Annotated in this window: 13 protein-coding genes; 5 read left to right on the top strand and 8 right to left on the bottom strand. The window is 69.4% G+C overall.

Translation table 11 applies throughout. The annotated features are described in order from the left end of the window. Nucleotides 1-103 precede the first annotated feature (103 nt). Both IPJ61_RS05685 and IPJ61_RS05680 read left to right on the top strand, forming a co-directional pair. Nucleotides 104-979 carry a metallophosphoesterase gene (locus IPJ61_RS05685; RefSeq protein WP_297104001.1) on the top strand — a complete coding sequence of 292 codons (876 nt, stop codon included), beginning with the start codon at nt 104-106 and terminating at the stop codon, nt 977-979. 93 nt (nt 980-1,072) lie between these two features. Continuing rightward, complete coding sequence (locus IPJ61_RS05680; protein WP_297103999.1) at nt 1,073-3,625, top strand: DEAD/DEAH box helicase; 2,553 nt, start codon at nt 1,073-1,075, stop codon at nt 3,623-3,625. Nucleotides 3,626-3,641: 16 nt separating this feature from the next. On the opposite strand, the gene IPJ61_RS05675 is transcribed toward IPJ61_RS05680, so the two are convergent. Both IPJ61_RS05675 and IPJ61_RS05670 read right to left on the bottom strand, forming a co-directional pair. Next, nucleotides 3,642-4,808, bottom strand: coding sequence for an ankyrin repeat domain-containing protein (locus IPJ61_RS05675; protein ID WP_297103998.1), 1,167 nt, complete (start codon nt 4,806-4,808; stop codon nt 3,642-3,644). Between the two features lie 191 nt (nt 4,809-4,999). Then, a complete protein-coding gene (locus tag IPJ61_RS05670) occupies nt 5,000-5,764 on the bottom strand; it encodes an isoprenyl transferase (protein WP_459251251.1) in 765 nt (254 codons plus the stop codon). Nucleotides 5,765-5,796: 32 nt separating this feature from the next. On the opposite strand from IPJ61_RS05670, the gene recO reads away from it, so the two are divergent. Next, on the top strand, nt 5,797-6,519 hold the full coding sequence (gene recO, locus IPJ61_RS05665) for a DNA repair protein RecO (protein ID WP_297103996.1): 723 nt from the start codon (nt 5,797-5,799) through the stop codon (nt 6,517-6,519). 101 nt (nt 6,520-6,620) lie between these two features. Here the strand turns inward: recO and IPJ61_RS05660 are convergent, their stop codons facing one another. Genes IPJ61_RS05660 through IPJ61_RS05645 form a run of 4 tightly spaced genes read right to left on the bottom strand, consistent with a single transcriptional unit; the run spans nt 6,621 to nt 9,726 of the window. Next, nucleotides 6,621-7,028 carry a Fur family transcriptional regulator gene (locus IPJ61_RS05660; protein WP_297103994.1) on the bottom strand — a complete coding sequence of 136 codons (408 nt, stop codon included), beginning with the start codon at nt 7,026-7,028 and terminating at the stop codon, nt 6,621-6,623. Then, nucleotides 7,015-7,998: a metal ABC transporter permease gene (locus IPJ61_RS05655; RefSeq protein WP_297105553.1), complete on the bottom strand. Its 984-nt coding sequence runs from the start codon at nt 7,996-7,998 to the stop codon at nt 7,015-7,017. The genes IPJ61_RS05660 and IPJ61_RS05655 overlap by 14 nt, the downstream gene beginning before the upstream one ends. After that, nucleotides 7,998-8,750 carry a metal ABC transporter ATP-binding protein gene (locus tag IPJ61_RS05650; protein WP_297103992.1) on the bottom strand — a complete coding sequence of 251 codons (753 nt, stop codon included), beginning with the start codon at nt 8,748-8,750 and terminating at the stop codon, nt 7,998-8,000. Before IPJ61_RS05650 ends, IPJ61_RS05655 begins: the two co-directional genes overlap by 1 nt. Then, entirely contained in the window at nt 8,737-9,726 is a 990-nt protein-coding gene (locus IPJ61_RS05645; RefSeq protein ID WP_297103990.1) for a metal ABC transporter substrate-binding protein, read from the bottom strand. Before IPJ61_RS05645 ends, IPJ61_RS05650 begins: the two co-directional genes overlap by 14 nt. Nucleotides 9,727-9,826: 100 nt before the next feature. On the opposite strand from IPJ61_RS05645, the gene IPJ61_RS05640 reads away from it, so the two are divergent. Both IPJ61_RS05640 and IPJ61_RS05635 read left to right on the top strand, forming a co-directional pair. Beyond that, nucleotides 9,827-10,129 carry an antibiotic biosynthesis monooxygenase gene (locus IPJ61_RS05640; RefSeq protein ID WP_297103988.1) on the top strand — a complete coding sequence of 101 codons (303 nt, stop codon included), beginning with the start codon at nt 9,827-9,829 and terminating at the stop codon, nt 10,127-10,129. Nucleotides 10,130-10,199: 70 nt separating this feature from the next. Beyond that, the gene (locus IPJ61_RS05635) at nt 10,200-12,347 is read left to right on the top strand and encodes an alpha-galactosidase (RefSeq protein WP_297103986.1); all 2,148 of its coding nucleotides are present in this window, start codon (nt 10,200-10,202) and stop codon (nt 12,345-12,347) included. 3 nt (nt 12,348-12,350) lie between these two features. Here the strand turns inward: IPJ61_RS05635 and IPJ61_RS05630 are convergent, their stop codons facing one another. Next, entirely contained in the window at nt 12,351-13,301 is a 951-nt protein-coding gene (locus IPJ61_RS05630; RefSeq protein WP_297103976.1) for a LacI family DNA-binding transcriptional regulator, read from the bottom strand. Between the two features lie 95 nt (nt 13,302-13,396). Beyond that, nucleotides 13,397-14,608 carry a Gfo/Idh/MocA family protein gene (locus IPJ61_RS05625; RefSeq protein ID WP_297103974.1) on the bottom strand — a complete coding sequence of 404 codons (1,212 nt, stop codon included), beginning with the start codon at nt 14,606-14,608 and terminating at the stop codon, nt 13,397-13,399. Between the last annotated feature and the right edge of the window lie 170 nt (nt 14,609-14,778).

Genomic DNA, 14,778 nt, shown 5'->3' with positions numbered 1-14,778 from the left:
GCCCGTCTTCTCACTGCAACGCCGACGTCCCACAGGACGTCGGCGTTGCCGTGTCCCCAATCTCGGGGATGCCCCACTAGGCTATACCCCGGGGGGTGAGCTTATGGCTCTAGATTTTCATGGTGCGGAGTGGGGCGCGCTGCGCCGGAAGCCGCCGTTCGGCGGGTGGCGACGCATCGTCGCGGTCTTCCTCGCGGCTCTGCTGCTGACGGTAGCGACGGTGGCGCGGGCCAATTGGGAGGTGCGCAACACGCAGCTCGTCGAGACGACGTTCGTGACTGACGAACTGGTTGGCGAGTTGCGCGTGGTGCAGATCACCGACTTCCACAGCCTTCCGCGCCCGTCACAGGTGGACCAGATCGTCGAGTTGGTTCGCGGCGCGGAGCCGGATCTGATCGCGCTGACCGGCGACTTCGTCAACACCAGCCGCGACGACCTCGAACCGGTGGAGCACCTGGTTTCGGGCCTAGCAACGATCGACGCTCCGAGGTTCTACGTCGACGGCAACCACGACCAGGGCGAGGGTGTGCAGGGCAGGTTGCACGCCCTCTTGGAGAGCTACGGAGTGCGTGTGCTGGCGAACGAGAACCTATTCGTTGACGGCGACTTCGGCGAGGTGCAGCTCGTGGGCGTCGACGACTACTACAGCGGTCACGGCGACCTCGGCGCCGCGGTAGCGGGGCTTCCCGGCGACGGCTTCCGTATGGTGCTGACGCACTCGCCGCAGATCCTGCCCGAGCTCAACCGGTACGGTGTCGACTACGCCCTGTGCGGGCACACGCACGGCGGCCAGGTGCGGGTGCCGGTGATCGGTCCGCTCTACCAGGCCGGCGGCGACTACTTCCCGAAGATTTCCAAGGGCGTCTACACCGACGGCGATGCGACTCTTTTCATCGACTCCGGCGTCGGCGTGACCGGCCCGGCGGTGCGGTTCCTCAACCAGTCGCAGATCACCTTGCACCGGATCGGCCCCGCTTGACGTCACCGCGGCTTCTTCCGTCGGCATAGCGACGCAGGCAGCCGCGCTGGCGGCGGGAGCGGCCGCGGGAGGTCAGTCGATAGGCTGACACCCATGCCCAAGCTCACCGACCGCGTCTCCGGCGACGCTGACGCCCTCTACGAGCACTTCCAGGCGTGGGCCGTCGCTCAGGGTATCGCGCTCTACCCGCACCAGGACGAGGCATCGATTGAGCTGTTCAGCGGCAACAACCTGATCCTGGCGACGCCGACGGGCTCGGGGAAGTCGATGGTGGCGCTGGCCGCGCACTTCGCGGCGCTCGCCACCGACCGGGTGTCGTTCTACACCGCGCCCATCAAGGCTCTGGTCAGCGAGAAGTTCTTCGCGCTGTGCCAGATCTTCGGGGCCGAGAACGTCGGCATGGTCACCGGCGACGCGTCGGTGAACTCGGATGCGCCCATCATCTGCTGCACCGCCGAGGTGCTCGCCAACATCGCGCTGCGGGAGGGCAAGGGTGCCGACGTCGGCATGGTCATCGCGGACGAGTTCCATTTCTACTCCGAGCCCGACCGCGGTTGGGCCTGGCAGGTGCCGCTGCTGGAGCTGCCGCAGGCGCAGTTCCTGCTGATGAGCGCGACCCTCGGCGATGTCACCGGGCTCGCCGCGCAGCTGAGCGAGCGCACCGGCCGCGACACCAGCCTGATCGACGACGCAGAGCGCCCCGTGCCGCTGCTGTTCGAGTGGTCGACGACCCCGTTGCAGGAGAAGGTGCTGGAGCTTGTGCAGGAGCACAAGGCCCCCGTCTACATCGTGCACTTCACCCAGGCCGACGCCCTTGAGCGCGCGCAGAGCCTGCTCAGCGTCAACCTCATCACCCGGCACGACGCCGACCGGATCGCGGAGGAGATCGGCGCCTTCCGGTTCGGCAAAGGCTTCGGCAAGATCCTCTCCGGCCTCGTCAAGCGAGGGATCGGCGTGCACCACGCGGGCATGCTGCCCAAGTACCGCAGGCTCGTCGAGCAACTCGCGCAGGAGGGACTGCTCAAGGTCATCTGCGGCACCGACACCCTCGGCGTCGGCATCAACGTGCCCATCCGGACGGTCCTGTTCACTGGGCTGACGAAGTTCGACGGCACCCGCGTGCGAAAGCTGCGGTCGCGAGAGTTCCACCAGATCGCAGGGCGCGCCGGAAGGGCGGGGTTCGACACCGTCGGCTTCGTCGTCGTCCAGGCACCCGAGCACGTGATCGAGAACGAGCGCGCGCTGGCCAAGGCCGGCGACGACCCGAAGAAGCGCAAACGCGTGGTGCGGAAGAAGGCGCCCGACGGGTTCGTCGCGTGGAACGAGGAGACGTACGAGCGGATCACCGTCGCTCAGCCCGAAAACCTCGTCTCGCGCATGCAGGTGACCCACGGGATGCTGCTGAACGTGGCGCAGCGGCCCGGCGACAGCTACGAAGCGATGAAGCGCCTGCTTGACTCGTCGCACGAGACCCCCGACAAGCGGCGGGCGTTGAAGCGCAGGGCCCTCGCGCTCACGCGCGGCCTGCTCACCTCCGGGGTGCTGGTCAAGCGCACGGAGCCGGATGCCTACGGCGGCTGGTGTGCGCTGGCCGAGAGCGTCGGCGAGGACTTCGCCCTCAACCAGCCGTTGGCGCCGTTCGCCGTCGCCTCGCTCGATCTGCTCGACCGGGAGTCGCCGACCTACCACCTCGACGTCGTCTCCGTCATGGAGGCCGTGCTCGAGGACCCGTTCCAGGTGCTGCTGGGGCAGCAGCATCTCGCCCGCGGCGAGGCCGTCGCGCAGATGAAGGCCGACGGCATCGAGTACGACGAACGCATGGAGTTGCTCGAGGAGATCACCTGGCCCCAGCCGCTCGGAGAGCTGCTGGAGCACGCCCTGGACGTCTACGTGCAGTCGCACCCGTGGCTGGCAGGGGCGTCGCTGTCGCCGAAGTCGGTGGTGCGCGACATGTGGGAACGCGCGGCGGGTTTCACGACGTTCATCTCCACCTACAAGCTGCAGCGCAGCGAGGGCACCGTCCTGCGCTACCTCTCGGACGCCTACCGGGTGCTCAGGCACACCGTCCCCGACGACTACCGCACCGAGGAGCTCGACGACCTCGTCGAGTGGCTCGGGGAGACCGTGCGCCAGACGGACTCGTCGCTGCTCGACGAATGGGAGGCGCTCACCGACCCGGAGAAGGTGGCCGCCGCGGCGGAACTGGCCGCCCAGGGCGCCCCTCCGCCCCCGCCCCGTCCGGTCACCGGCAACGAGCGCGCGTTCACCGCCATGATCCGCACCGCGATGTTCCGCCGCGTCGAGCTGGCGGCGCGGGACAAGTGGGACGAGCTCGGCGCGTTGGAGGAGGCGACGGTGAACCTCGCCGACCCGCCCCTCGAGGTGCTGATGGACCGCGCCGCCTGGGACGACGCGCTGGCCGACTACTGGGACGACCACGACGAGATTCTGATCGACGGCGAGGCCCGCGGCCCCGGCCTCTTCCGCCTCGCCAAGGGACCCGCGCTGTGGATCGCCACCCAGGTCATCCACGACCCCGACGGCGACCACGACTGGCGGATCACCGCCGAGGTGGACCTCGCCGCCAGCGACGCCGCCGGCTCGGCGATCGTCCGGGCGACCGCGTTCGACCGCCTGGACGCATGAACGGCCCGGCAGGTTCTCAGTCGTCGAGGAGTTCGACGATCTTCGTGTACCCGCTCCTGCGCGCGTGCTGGAGAGCTGTGACCCCGTCCTTGTCGGCGATCGATGGATCGGCGCCCGCGCCGAGGAGGATCCGGACGATCTCCTGATGGCGTGGGCCGCCGTCGCCGAGGATGACCGCCTCCAGCAGGGCCGTCCACCCCAGGTCGTTGACGTGGTCGACGTCGATCCCGGTCTCGACGACGCGGCGCACGTAGTCGACGTGCCCGCGTTCGCTGGCTGGGATGACGGAGACGCCGCCGTATCGGTTTCGGATCGTCATGTCTGGATGGGCCGGAAGCAGGACCTCAAGCATCTTCACGCTTCCGGTCACTCCGGTCACGAGCCACGGCGTGTCGTGCCGGTCGTCGAGCGCATCCGGCGACGCGCCGAGCGCGACGAGTACCCGCGCCGTGGCGACGTGATCCTCGGTGACGGCGAGCAGCAATGCGGTGCGTCCGCGTTCGTCGCGCGTCTCCAGATCCGCGCCAGCCCGGAGCGCGAGCGCCACCGCGTCGGCGTCGCCGCGGGAGGCCGCCCGGAGCAGCGCCTCGTCCGGCCGGGGGCTCTTCGTCGCCGTGTCCGCCGCGGCGAGGATCCGCTCGAGACCCGAAAAGCCGCGCCTGCTCGCCATCTGCAGCGGCGTCAGCTTCTCTGTGCCAGAGGGACGGTCTAGCTGGACCCCGCCGGCGATCAGCGCGCGAACGGTTGCGGCGTACGTCCCGGTATCGGCACCCAGCCACACCGCTTCGTGGATGGCCTGATAGCCGATCCGGTTGACGTGGTCGCGATCGATGCCCGACTGAAGGAGCTCGCCGACGACGAGGTGGTGCCCGCGTTCGGCGGCGCGAATCAGCCCGGTCCCGTTCCAGCTGTCCTTGGCGTCGATGTCCGCACCGTTGTCCAGAGTGAGACGCAACAGCTCCAAATAGCCCTCGCTCGTGGCGACCAGGTAGGCAGACTGCTCCGTGGAGTCCTTCGCGTTGACGTCTGCCCCTTGCTCGATCAGCGTGCGCGCGCGAGGCACGTCGTCGGCCCACGCGGCCTCGCGCAGCTGCTCATCGAGCTGCTCCTGGGTGAGCGTTGTCTCCGCCGACGGTGAGGGCGAGGGCGTGGGGCTGGGGGAGGGCTGGCTGGGTGTGGGCATGGTGCTCCTCTGAGGGCTGGGCGACGGGGGACCCTGGGCATCTCCGGTGCACGCGGCGAGGCTCGTCGCGACGGCGAGGACGATGAGGGTAGGCAGGCGGCGCAAAACGGATGGCTCCAATCGGGTCATTTTGGTATACCAACCATAGCCCGTGTCCGAAACACTGGGGCCGCAGCGCCTCTGGCCAGCTCCTAAGCCGTGCCGAACCGGCGCTCTCGTGTCGCGTACTGCGCGACCGCGGCCCAGAGGTCGCGGCGGTCGAAGTCCGGCCAGAGGCGGTCGAGAAAGATGAACTCCGCGTAGGCCGACTGCCACAGCAGGAAGTTCGACGTCCGCTGCTCGCCCGAAGAGCGGAGGAACAGGTCGACGTCGGGGATGTCTGGCTCGTCGAGGAACTTCGCGAATCGGTCCTCGGTGAGCCGCTCGGGATCGAGCCTCCCAGCACGCGCCAGGCGGGCGATCTCTCTCGCCGCATCGACGATCTCCGCACGTCCGCCGTAGTTCACGCAGAACTGGAGCGTGAGCGTGGTGTTGTCCTTGCTCATCTCCTCGGCGACCTCGAGTTCCTTGATCACCGAACCCCACAGCCGGGGGCGGCGGCCGGCCCAGCGGATGCGCACGCCGAGGTCGTTCAGCTCGTCGCGCCGCCGGTGGATCACGTCGCGGTTGAAGCCCATCAGCCACCGCACCTCGTCGGGGGAGCGTTTCCAGTTCTCCGTCGAGAACGCGTAGGCGGACAGGTACGGGATCCCCAGCTCGACGGCGCCATGGATCACGTCGAGCAGCGCCGACTCGCCCCGCGCGTGCCCCTCGGTCCGCTTGAGCCCGCGCTGCTTCGCCCAGCGCCCGTTGCCGTCCATCACGATGGCGACGTGCCGCGGCAATGCCTTCGCCGTGATCGCGGGCGCGGTGGCACCGCTCGGGTGCGGGGTGGGACGACGGCGAGGCTCAGGCACGCGTCGAGCCTACCGATCTACACTCAGGTTTCGTGCCTACCTATCGTGATGAAGCCGTCGTGCTGCGGACGCACCAGCTCGGCGAGGCCGACCGCATCATCACGCTGCTCACGCGCACGCACGGCAAGGTGCGCGCCGTCGCGAAGGGAGTGCGGCGCACGTCGTCGAAGTTCGGCGGCAGGCTGGAGCCCTTCCAGCACATCGACATTCAGTTCGCTGAGGGCCGTGGGTCGCTCGAAGTGGTGACGCAGGTCGAGGCGCTGCATTCCAGCAGGCTCGGCGCGGACTACTTCCGGTTCACGGCCGCGGAGGTCCTCGTCGAGACCGCTGATCGGCTCGTCGCGGAGGAGGGCGTGCCCTCGCTGCAGCAATATCGCCTGCTGCTCGGCGCCCTACTCGCGTTGGAGGCAGGGGACCGCCCCGCGCCCCTCATCGTCGACTCCTACCTGCTGCGCTCGCTCGCCGTCGCGGGCTACGCAGTGTCGACGACGGCATGCGCCGGGTGCGGCGACGTGGACGTGCGCTGGTTCTCTCCCCAAGGTGGCGGGGCAGCATGTGTGTCGTGTCGAACCCCCGGATCTGCGCAACTGGGTGAGGCCGAGGCCGCGCACATCGGCGCGCTGCTCGCCGGCTCGTGGGACGAGGCGTTGGCCGCAGACCGCGCCGTCGCCCAACGCGTCGACGGCATGGTCGTGGCCTACGCGACCTGGCACTTGGACAGGGCGCTGCGGTCGCTGCCGTACTTCGAGAGGTAGCACCCGCTGGGTGAGCCGGGCCGCGAGGAACGAGCGGTCCCGGCGCTTCGCGCGGGGGACCGGCTCAACCAGCGGTCATCTCGCCAACGCTCAACCAGCGGTCAGCCAGCCGTGGGGGTGCAGTCGCGGCAGAGGCCGAACAACTCCAGCTCATGGCCGGTATCGGTGAAGCCGTGCTGCGACGCGATCTGCGCGGCCCAGGACTCGACGAAGGCCGCCTCGATCTCGACCGAGAAGCCGCAGCGGCGGCAGACCAGGTGATGGTGGTGGCCCTCAGAGCAGTGTCGGTAGGCGGCCTCGCCCTCCGGGGTGCGGATCACGTCGACCTCGCTGGCGTCGGCCATCGACTGCAGCGCCCGGTACACCGTCGCCAAGCCGACCCTTGCGCCCTCGTCGCGGAGCCGATCGTGGATCTGCTGCGCGGTGCGGAACTCCTCGCCGCCCTCGAGTAGGTCGCGGACGGCGGCACGCTGCCAGGTGTGGCGCGTGGCGGGCTTAATGTTCGTCATAGTGATCTCCATGACGGGCGTGCCGGTGCCCGTCGTGGACGTAGTCTAGATGGTCGCCGTGCTGGATGACCTTCACTCCCGCGGCGTGCGCGTGGCTGTCGTTGTGATTCTCCGCCTGCTGGTGCGGCTGCGCGCCGTGATCCTCGACGAAGGGAATGAACCGATCGGAGCGACGCAGCCGCGAGCCGACGACCCAGCTCACGCCGAGCAGCGCGATGGCGGTCACGACGATCGTCGCCCCCGTCGCCGTGTCCAGATAGAACGAGCCGACCGTGCCGGTCACGGCCGCGAGCACACCGACGCCCATCGAGCCGAAGAATGCGGGATAGAACCCGACGAACGCCTGCTGTGCGGTGGCGACGGGAATCACCATGAGCGCGCTGATCAGCAGGAGCCCGACGGTGCGCATCGACACCGTAACGGTCACGGCCGCAAGCACGACCACCAAGAGGTTGAGCAGCTTCACCCGGATGCCGAGCACGCGGGCGAAGTCCTCGTCCACCGCGACGGCGAACAGACGCGGGGCGAGGCCGATGCTGAGCACCAGGATCACGACGGCGAGGCCGACGATGACGTAGAGGTCAGTGGGCGTGACGGAGGTCAGCGACCCGAAAAGGTACGCCGATAGCCCGCCGGCACCCTGGCCCGCGATGCCCGCCATGAGGACGCCGGAGGCGAGGCCGCCATAGAAGAGGATGGCCAGTCCAAGGTCGCCGGAGGTCTTGCCGTGCTGCCGCAGCAACTCGACGATCACCGCGCCGACGACGCACGTGACCACCGCTACAGGCAGGGGCGCCCAGCCGGTCATGAGGGCGAGGCCGACGCCCATGATCGCGACGTGGCCGAGGCCGTCGCCGAGCAGGCTCATCCGGCGCTGCACGATGTAGGTGCCGATGGCCGGCGCGATCAGCCCGCTCAGGACCGCGGCGAGCAGAGCGCGCTGCATGAAGGGGAGCGCGAGGACCTCGATCACGAGATCACCCCGGCGATCGGGTCGACGAGGCCGACGGCGGATGGCTCTGTCGGCGCGCCGCACTCCTCAGCGGCGTGCGTGTGTTCGTCGTCGACGACGCGGCCGTCACACAGCGTCACGGTGCGATCGAGGACGTCGCCCATGGGGCCGCGCTCGTGGAGCACGACCAGCAGGCCGAGTCCGTCATCGCGGAGGCCGCCCAGCAGCTCCGCGAGGCCGGCCTGGCTGTGGAGATCTACGCCGGCCAGAGGCTCGTCCATGACGAGCAGGTCCGGCCGGGTAGCCAAGGCACGCGCGATCAGCACCCGCTGCTTCTGCCCGCCGGACAGTGCCGCGAACGGCCAGTGCGCCCGATCGGCGAGGCCCACCTGCGCGAGTGCGTCGTCCATGGCGGCGCGGTCGTCGGCGGTTGCCCACCGGAACGGCCGGCGGTGCGCAAGGCGGCCCGATGACACAATCTCGCGCACCGTGGCGTTGGCGACGTTGATGGCGCTCGTCTGCGGCACGTAGCCGACCCGGCGCCAGTCGTGGAACTGCGCCAGCGGCGTCCCGAGCAGCGCGATGCGACCCTCCTGGTGGGGGATGAGCCCCAGAAGGGTGCGGATCAGCGTCGACTTCCCGGATCCGTTGCCGCCGAGCAGCGCGACGGCCTCACCTGGCGCCACGCGGACGGTGACGTCGCGGAGGATCGGCATGCCGTCGAGCGAGACGTAGACGCCTTCGGCGTCGACGAGGTCATTGACAGCCATTCGCCGCCCGCAGGGCTTCGAGGTTCGCGCGCATGATCGAAGGGTAGTCCGTCCCGGGCGAGTTCTCGGTCACCCCCTCGAGCGGGTCGAGCACGGCCGTCTTCAGGCCCAGGTCGCCGGCGATGGCCTCTGCGACGGCGGGGGAGGTCAGCGTCTCGAAGAAGATCGTGGTGATGCCGTGTTCCTTGGCCTCCTCGTGGATCGCCGCGATGCGGGCGGGAGACGGCTCGGCGTCGGGGTTGATGCCGGAGATGCCGATCTCGGTGAGGCCGTACCGCTGCGCGAGGTAGTTGAATGCCTCGTGGGTGGTGATGAACTCGGTGCGCTCGCAGGACGCCAGGCCTGTGGCGAACTCGCCGTCGACCTTCTCCAGCTCGGCGACGGTCGCGTCGGCGTTGGCGGTCAGTGACGCGGCGGCATCCGGCCCCACGGTGGTGAGCGTGGTCGCGAGTTCCTTCACGACCGCTGCCATGCGGGTCGGATCCTGCCAGAAATGCGGGTCGATGTCGCCGTGATCGTGACCGTCCTCGGCGCCGTGGCCGTGCTCATCTTCGTCGTGGCCCTCCTCGTCCGTGTGGCCCTCGTCGTGCGAGTGTCCGTCTGCGGCGGGCAGGAGGTTCGCGACGGTGCCCACGTCGAGGACGTTCTTCGCGCCCGACTGCTCGATGGCGCTGTCGACGGCGGGCTGGAAGCCCTTGAGATAGACGACGAGGTCGGCGTCGGCGAGTGAGGCGATCTGGCGCGGGGTGAGTTCGAGGTCGTGCGCCTCGACGCCCGGCGCCGTCAGGGTGTCCACCGTGCCGGCGTCGCCTAGCACTTGCGCGGAGGCCCACTCGAGCGGATAGAACGCGGCGACGACCTTCGCCGATCCCGCAGGCGGGGCGTCGGGGCTTCCGCCGGACGGGCCGGTGGCAGGGCCGCCGCACGCCGAGAGGGCCAGGACGGCGCTGAGGGGAAGGACGAGACGCTTCAACATGAAAACCATTATCAACAGGTCTGCGGCGAGGATCAAATCGCCTGGCGCGCCGGGCTCTTGTGGAGACGACGCATCGGCGGGCCTTCTATAGGTTTGGGTCATGCTCGTCGTGATCCGCTTCCGCGCCCCCGGCCCCGTGTTCGAGGCGGAGGCCCGCCCTGTCATCCAGTGGTGGGGGATGCGCGAGGGGTGCCAGGGCATCGAGCTTGTCCGCAATCTCGACGACCAGGAGCTCTGGGCGCTGGTCGGCCGCTGGGAGTCGGTGGGCGCCTATCGGCGCTCGTTCAACGGGTACGAGGCGAAGATGTTGCTGACCCCGCTGCTGGCCGCCGCCATCGATGAGCCGACGGCGTATCTCCCGCCCGAAGACCTCGGCGACAACGAGCCGCGCGACCTAAGGTGACTCGTGTCACCATCCGGCCTTCGGGGCCGCTAGACTCGGCGTCGCCGGTCTTCGAAAGGGTGGAATGAACATGGATACTCGGGTCTGCCTGCGCGCCGACGGCGTCGCGCTCGTGCTTGTCAGCGACCAAGGCGGGCTTCCGCGTGTCCTGCACTGGGGAGCAGATCCCGGGCCCCTCGCTGATGCCGACATCTCGGCCCTCACCGTCGCCGACCGTTGGGCGCCTGCGCCCAACGGGCCGGACACCGGGATGGTACTCGGCATCGTTCCTGAGGGGCGGTTCGGGTGGTCGGGGACGCCGGGTCTCATCGGATCCCGTGATGGCGCCGACTGGAGCCCCGCCTGGACGCTGATCGGCGCGAGCATCGACGGCGCGCCGCTGGGCGATGACCTGGTCGACGCCGGCGCGGGCGTCGTCGAGTACCGCGCGGAGGCCCCGGCCTCCGGGCTCGCGCTCACCATCGTCGTCGAGATGCGGGCGACCGGCCTCGTGCGGGCAAAGGCGGAGGTGACCAACCTCGGCGAGACGACCTACCGCGTCGACGAGCTGACCGTGAACCTCCCGGTGCCGAGCCAGGCACGGGAGATCCTCGACTTCGGTGGCCGCTGGGGCAACGAGCGCGCGGTGCAGTATGGCGCGCTGAACCAGGGCGCGCACCGTCGCGAGAGCAGGTTCGGGCGCACCAGCGCGAACTCGGCCTACGTGCTGAACCTGGGCGTGGCGGGATTCGGCTACCGCGGGGGAGAGGTGTGGGGCGTCCACACCGCGTTCAGCGGCAACCACGTGCACCAGGCGCAGCGCGACTACGTCGGCGCGAACGTCGTCGGGGGCGGCGAGCTCCTGCTCCCCGGCGAGGGAGACCTGGCCGGCGGCCAGTCCTACGCGACGCCGTGGGTGTACTTCGCCTACGCCGATGGCCTCGATGCCCAGGCCGCGCGCTTTCACCATCACCTGCGCGCGCTCCCCGTCCACCCCGAGACCGCGCGCCCCGTGACCCTGAACGTCTGGGAGGCCGTCTACTTCGACCACGATCTCGCGCGCCTGAAGGACCTGGCGGACAAGGCCGCCGTGCTCGGCGTCGAGCGCTACGTCCTCGACGATGGCTGGTTCGGCGCCCGTCGGAACGACTTCGCCGGCCTCGGCGACTGGGTGGTCAGCGCGGATGTCTGGCCGGACGGCCTCACCCCGCTGATCGATCACGTGCGTGGGCTCGGCATGCAGTTCGGGCTGTGGATCGAGCCGGAGATGGTCAACCTCGACTCCGACCTGGCGCGCGCCCACCCCGAGTGGATCCTGCAGCCCGGCGGCGGACGGCTGCCGATCGAGCAGCGGCACCAGCAGGTGCTGAACCTCGCGATCCCCGGTGCCTACCAGCACGTGCTCGACCAGCTCAGCGCGGTCTTCACCGGCAATCACATCGACTACATCAAGTGGGACCACAACCGCGACCTGATCGACGCTGGGACCGCACCGTCGGGCCGGCCGGGCGTCTCCGCGCAGACAAGGGCGTTCTATCGCCTCCTTGACGAGCTCCGGTCCCGCTTCCCGCACATGGAGTGGGAGTCGTGTTCGTCGGGCGGCGGCCGCGTCGACCTCGAGGTGATGGAGCGCGCGGAGCGCATCTGGGTGTCGGACAACATCGACCCCGAGGAGCGGCAGCGGATGCTGTGGTGGACCGCACAGCTGCTCCCGCTCGAGCTGATGGGCAGCCACGTGGCCTCCGGCCGTTCGCACACGACCGCGCGCTGGCACGACCTCAACTTCCGTGCCGCGACCGCCGTGTTCGGGCACTTCGGCATCGAGTGGGACCTGACGACGGCCACCGACGAGGAGTTCGCCCAGCTCGGCTGGTGGATCGGCTGGTACAAGCGCAACCGCGACACCATCTGCACCGGCCGCCTCGTCCGGGCAGATCTCGCCGACCCCGAGGTGTACTTCAAGGGCGTCATCGCGGCTGACAAGGCGATCTTCTCGCTGTCGATGCTGCGCGTCACGAGCTCCGCGAGCCTCGGTCGGCTGCGGTTCCCGGGCCTCGATCCCCAGGCGCGCTACCGCGTCACGGTGATCGACCGCCAGCACATGCCCGAGACGCTTCGCCAGGAGTGGACGAGGCACCCGCTCGAGGCCACGGGGGCGCAGTTGTCGATGGTCGGCCTCCGGGCCCCCTACATGCAGCCGGCGACGGCGGTGCTCTTCGAGCTCGAGCGGATCGGCTGAGCGTCAGCAACCGCAGGAGCGGCGGATCAGCAGCGTCGGCGGGAAGACCTCGTGCGTCGCGTCGTCGGCACCGTCGATCATCAGCGCGACCGCGGTGCTGGCCATCTGCTCGACGGGCTGCGCGATCGTCGTGAGCGGCGGCCACGTGTACGCGCCATCCTCGGCGCCGTCGAAGCCGACGACGGCGACGTCGTCGGGGATCCGCACACCGGCCTCGTGCAGGGCGAGCAGCAGGCCGGTCGCCTGGCGGTCCGAGCTCACGAAGAGAGCAGGGGGGAGGGTGCCGTCGGCGAGGAGCCTCTTCCCCGCCTCGTACCCGCCCCCGTGATTGAAGGGGACGGCGACGACCGGGCCCTGCTCCAGGCCGAGGCCGGCCAGGGCGTCGATCCAGCCCACGTGGCGCGCGTCCTGGAGTTCGTCCGTCCCGATCACGAGCCCGATGGTGCGGTGCCCGTGGCCGGCGAGGTGCTCGACGGCGAGCCGTGCGCCGAGCTGCATGTCGACGCCGATCGAGGTGATGCCCGGCGGGTGCACCGCATGGTTGAGGAGGACGACGGGAATGCTGTCGGCGCGCAGGCCCGCAACGGAGGGCCGGTAGACATTGCTGCAGAGGAGGACGCCATCGACCCGGCGAGCGGCGAACTGGTCGAGGAGGCGACGCTCGCCGTCGAGGGAGCCGTCGGAGTTGCCGACGATCAGGTCGTAGCCGCGCTCGATCGCGGCACGCTCGACCCGGTGGGCGAGCGCCGCGAAGTAGGGGTTCGTGCTGTCGGGGACCACCATGCCGAGGGTCTCGGTGGAGCCGAGGCGGAGTGAGCGGGCCGCGGAGTTCGGGCGATAGCCCAGCATCGCGATGGCCTGGCGCACGCGCGCTTCGGTCTCGGGGGAGACGCGCTTGGAGCGGTTGACGACGTAACTGACGACCGCCGGGCTGACCCGCGCGAGGCGCGCCACGTCGTTCCTCGTGGCAGCGGGCTTCGCGGGTGATGGGGCGGACGCGCGCGCCATCCTAATCGAGGGTTGCGCGCGTGCCCGCATGAGAGCTTTCCCTATCCCTGGGGCGCGTCCCCGAAGTCGGGGACCGGGAGCCGCACGCCTCCCTGTAGTGCGGACTGGTGAGCGATGATGCCGGGCAGCGTGTACCGGGCTGCCACCCAGGCGTTGACGGGCGGCAGGGTGCCGTTGGCGACGGCAACCACGAAGTCGTCGACGAGAAACTGGTGGCTGCCCTCATGGCCGCTGGGCAGCGTGCGCAGCTCCTCCGGCAGGCGGCTGGGGTCGTGCACCGGGGCGAGGCCGGAGACGAAGGCGTCGCGCAGCGCGGGATCGATGCCGGCCAGCGAGGGGTCGTCCAGGCTCATCGTGGGCTTGGTCTCGATCTGGTCGGTGACGCGGGTGGCCGACTCCTTGTCCTGCCATACGGCGTAGTCGACGGTCTGCTCGAAGCTGCCCTCGGTGCCGAAGTAGCGGAACCGGCTCTCGCGGATGTGGCAGGGGTAGCCGACGCGGCGGAACTCGTTGATCCGCATCGAGCCGCCCCCGGCCAGCTCGAACAGTGCCGAGGCGTTGGAGAAGTCGTTGTCGAACATGCTGACCTCGCGGTCGAACACGCCGTCGCCGCGGTCGTCGCGCACGCCGATGCAGCTGACGCTCACGGCGTGGCCGCCGATGGCGCCGAGCACGCCGCCGACCGAGTGGGTCGGGTAGAGCATGGGCGGGTAGCTGGCCGTCTTCTTCCAGTCCTCTCCGCCGCTGTACTGGTAGGCGGCGTAGAAGCCGAGGTCCATGTCGTGGACGTAGTCGCCCTCGGCGTAGAAGATGCGGCCGAAGGCGCCCTCCTCAGCCTTCTCGCGCGCGAAGATCGTCGCCGGGTTGTAGTAGCTGGTCTCGCCCATCATGTAGATGAGCCCGGTCTCCTTGACCTTGGCGATGATCTGCTCGATCTCCTCGACGGAGATGGCCATCGGGACGGCGGAGTAGACGTGCTTTCCGGCGTCGAGGGCCTTCAGGACCAACGGGCCGTGGGTCCAGCGCTGCGTGAAGAGCGCGACGGCGTCGACGTCGCTGGCCAGCAGGTCCTCGAACGAGTCGAAGGTGCCGTCGAGGTGGTACTGGACGTTCAACTCCGCCGCGCGCTCGGGCAGCAGGTCGGTGACCTGAACCGTCGAGACGAGGGGGTGTGCCTTGAAGAGCTTGGCGAACTGGCCGGCGAACTGGCCCGCGCCGACGATGCCGAGGGAGAAGGGTGAAACTGCGTTCATGACACGAGTCTATTGACAGATGGTGACACGAGTCAACAGGTCACGATTGGATAACGTCGGTCTTGGTCTGGCGCGATCCTAAGGACGCGCAAATCGCTGTTGACAAGGTAAAAGAATCGGCAAGACCGCTACCGAAGGACCGTCGGCGTGTATTGCGAGGTGGCAATCTG

This window comes from Tessaracoccus sp. (genome assembly GCF_016714275.1).
Classification (GTDB): Bacteria; Actinomycetota; Actinomycetes; order Propionibacteriales; family Propionibacteriaceae; genus Arachnia.
Note: the sequence above shows the minus strand (reverse complement) of the source record. Positions and strands in the feature narration are given on the sequence as shown.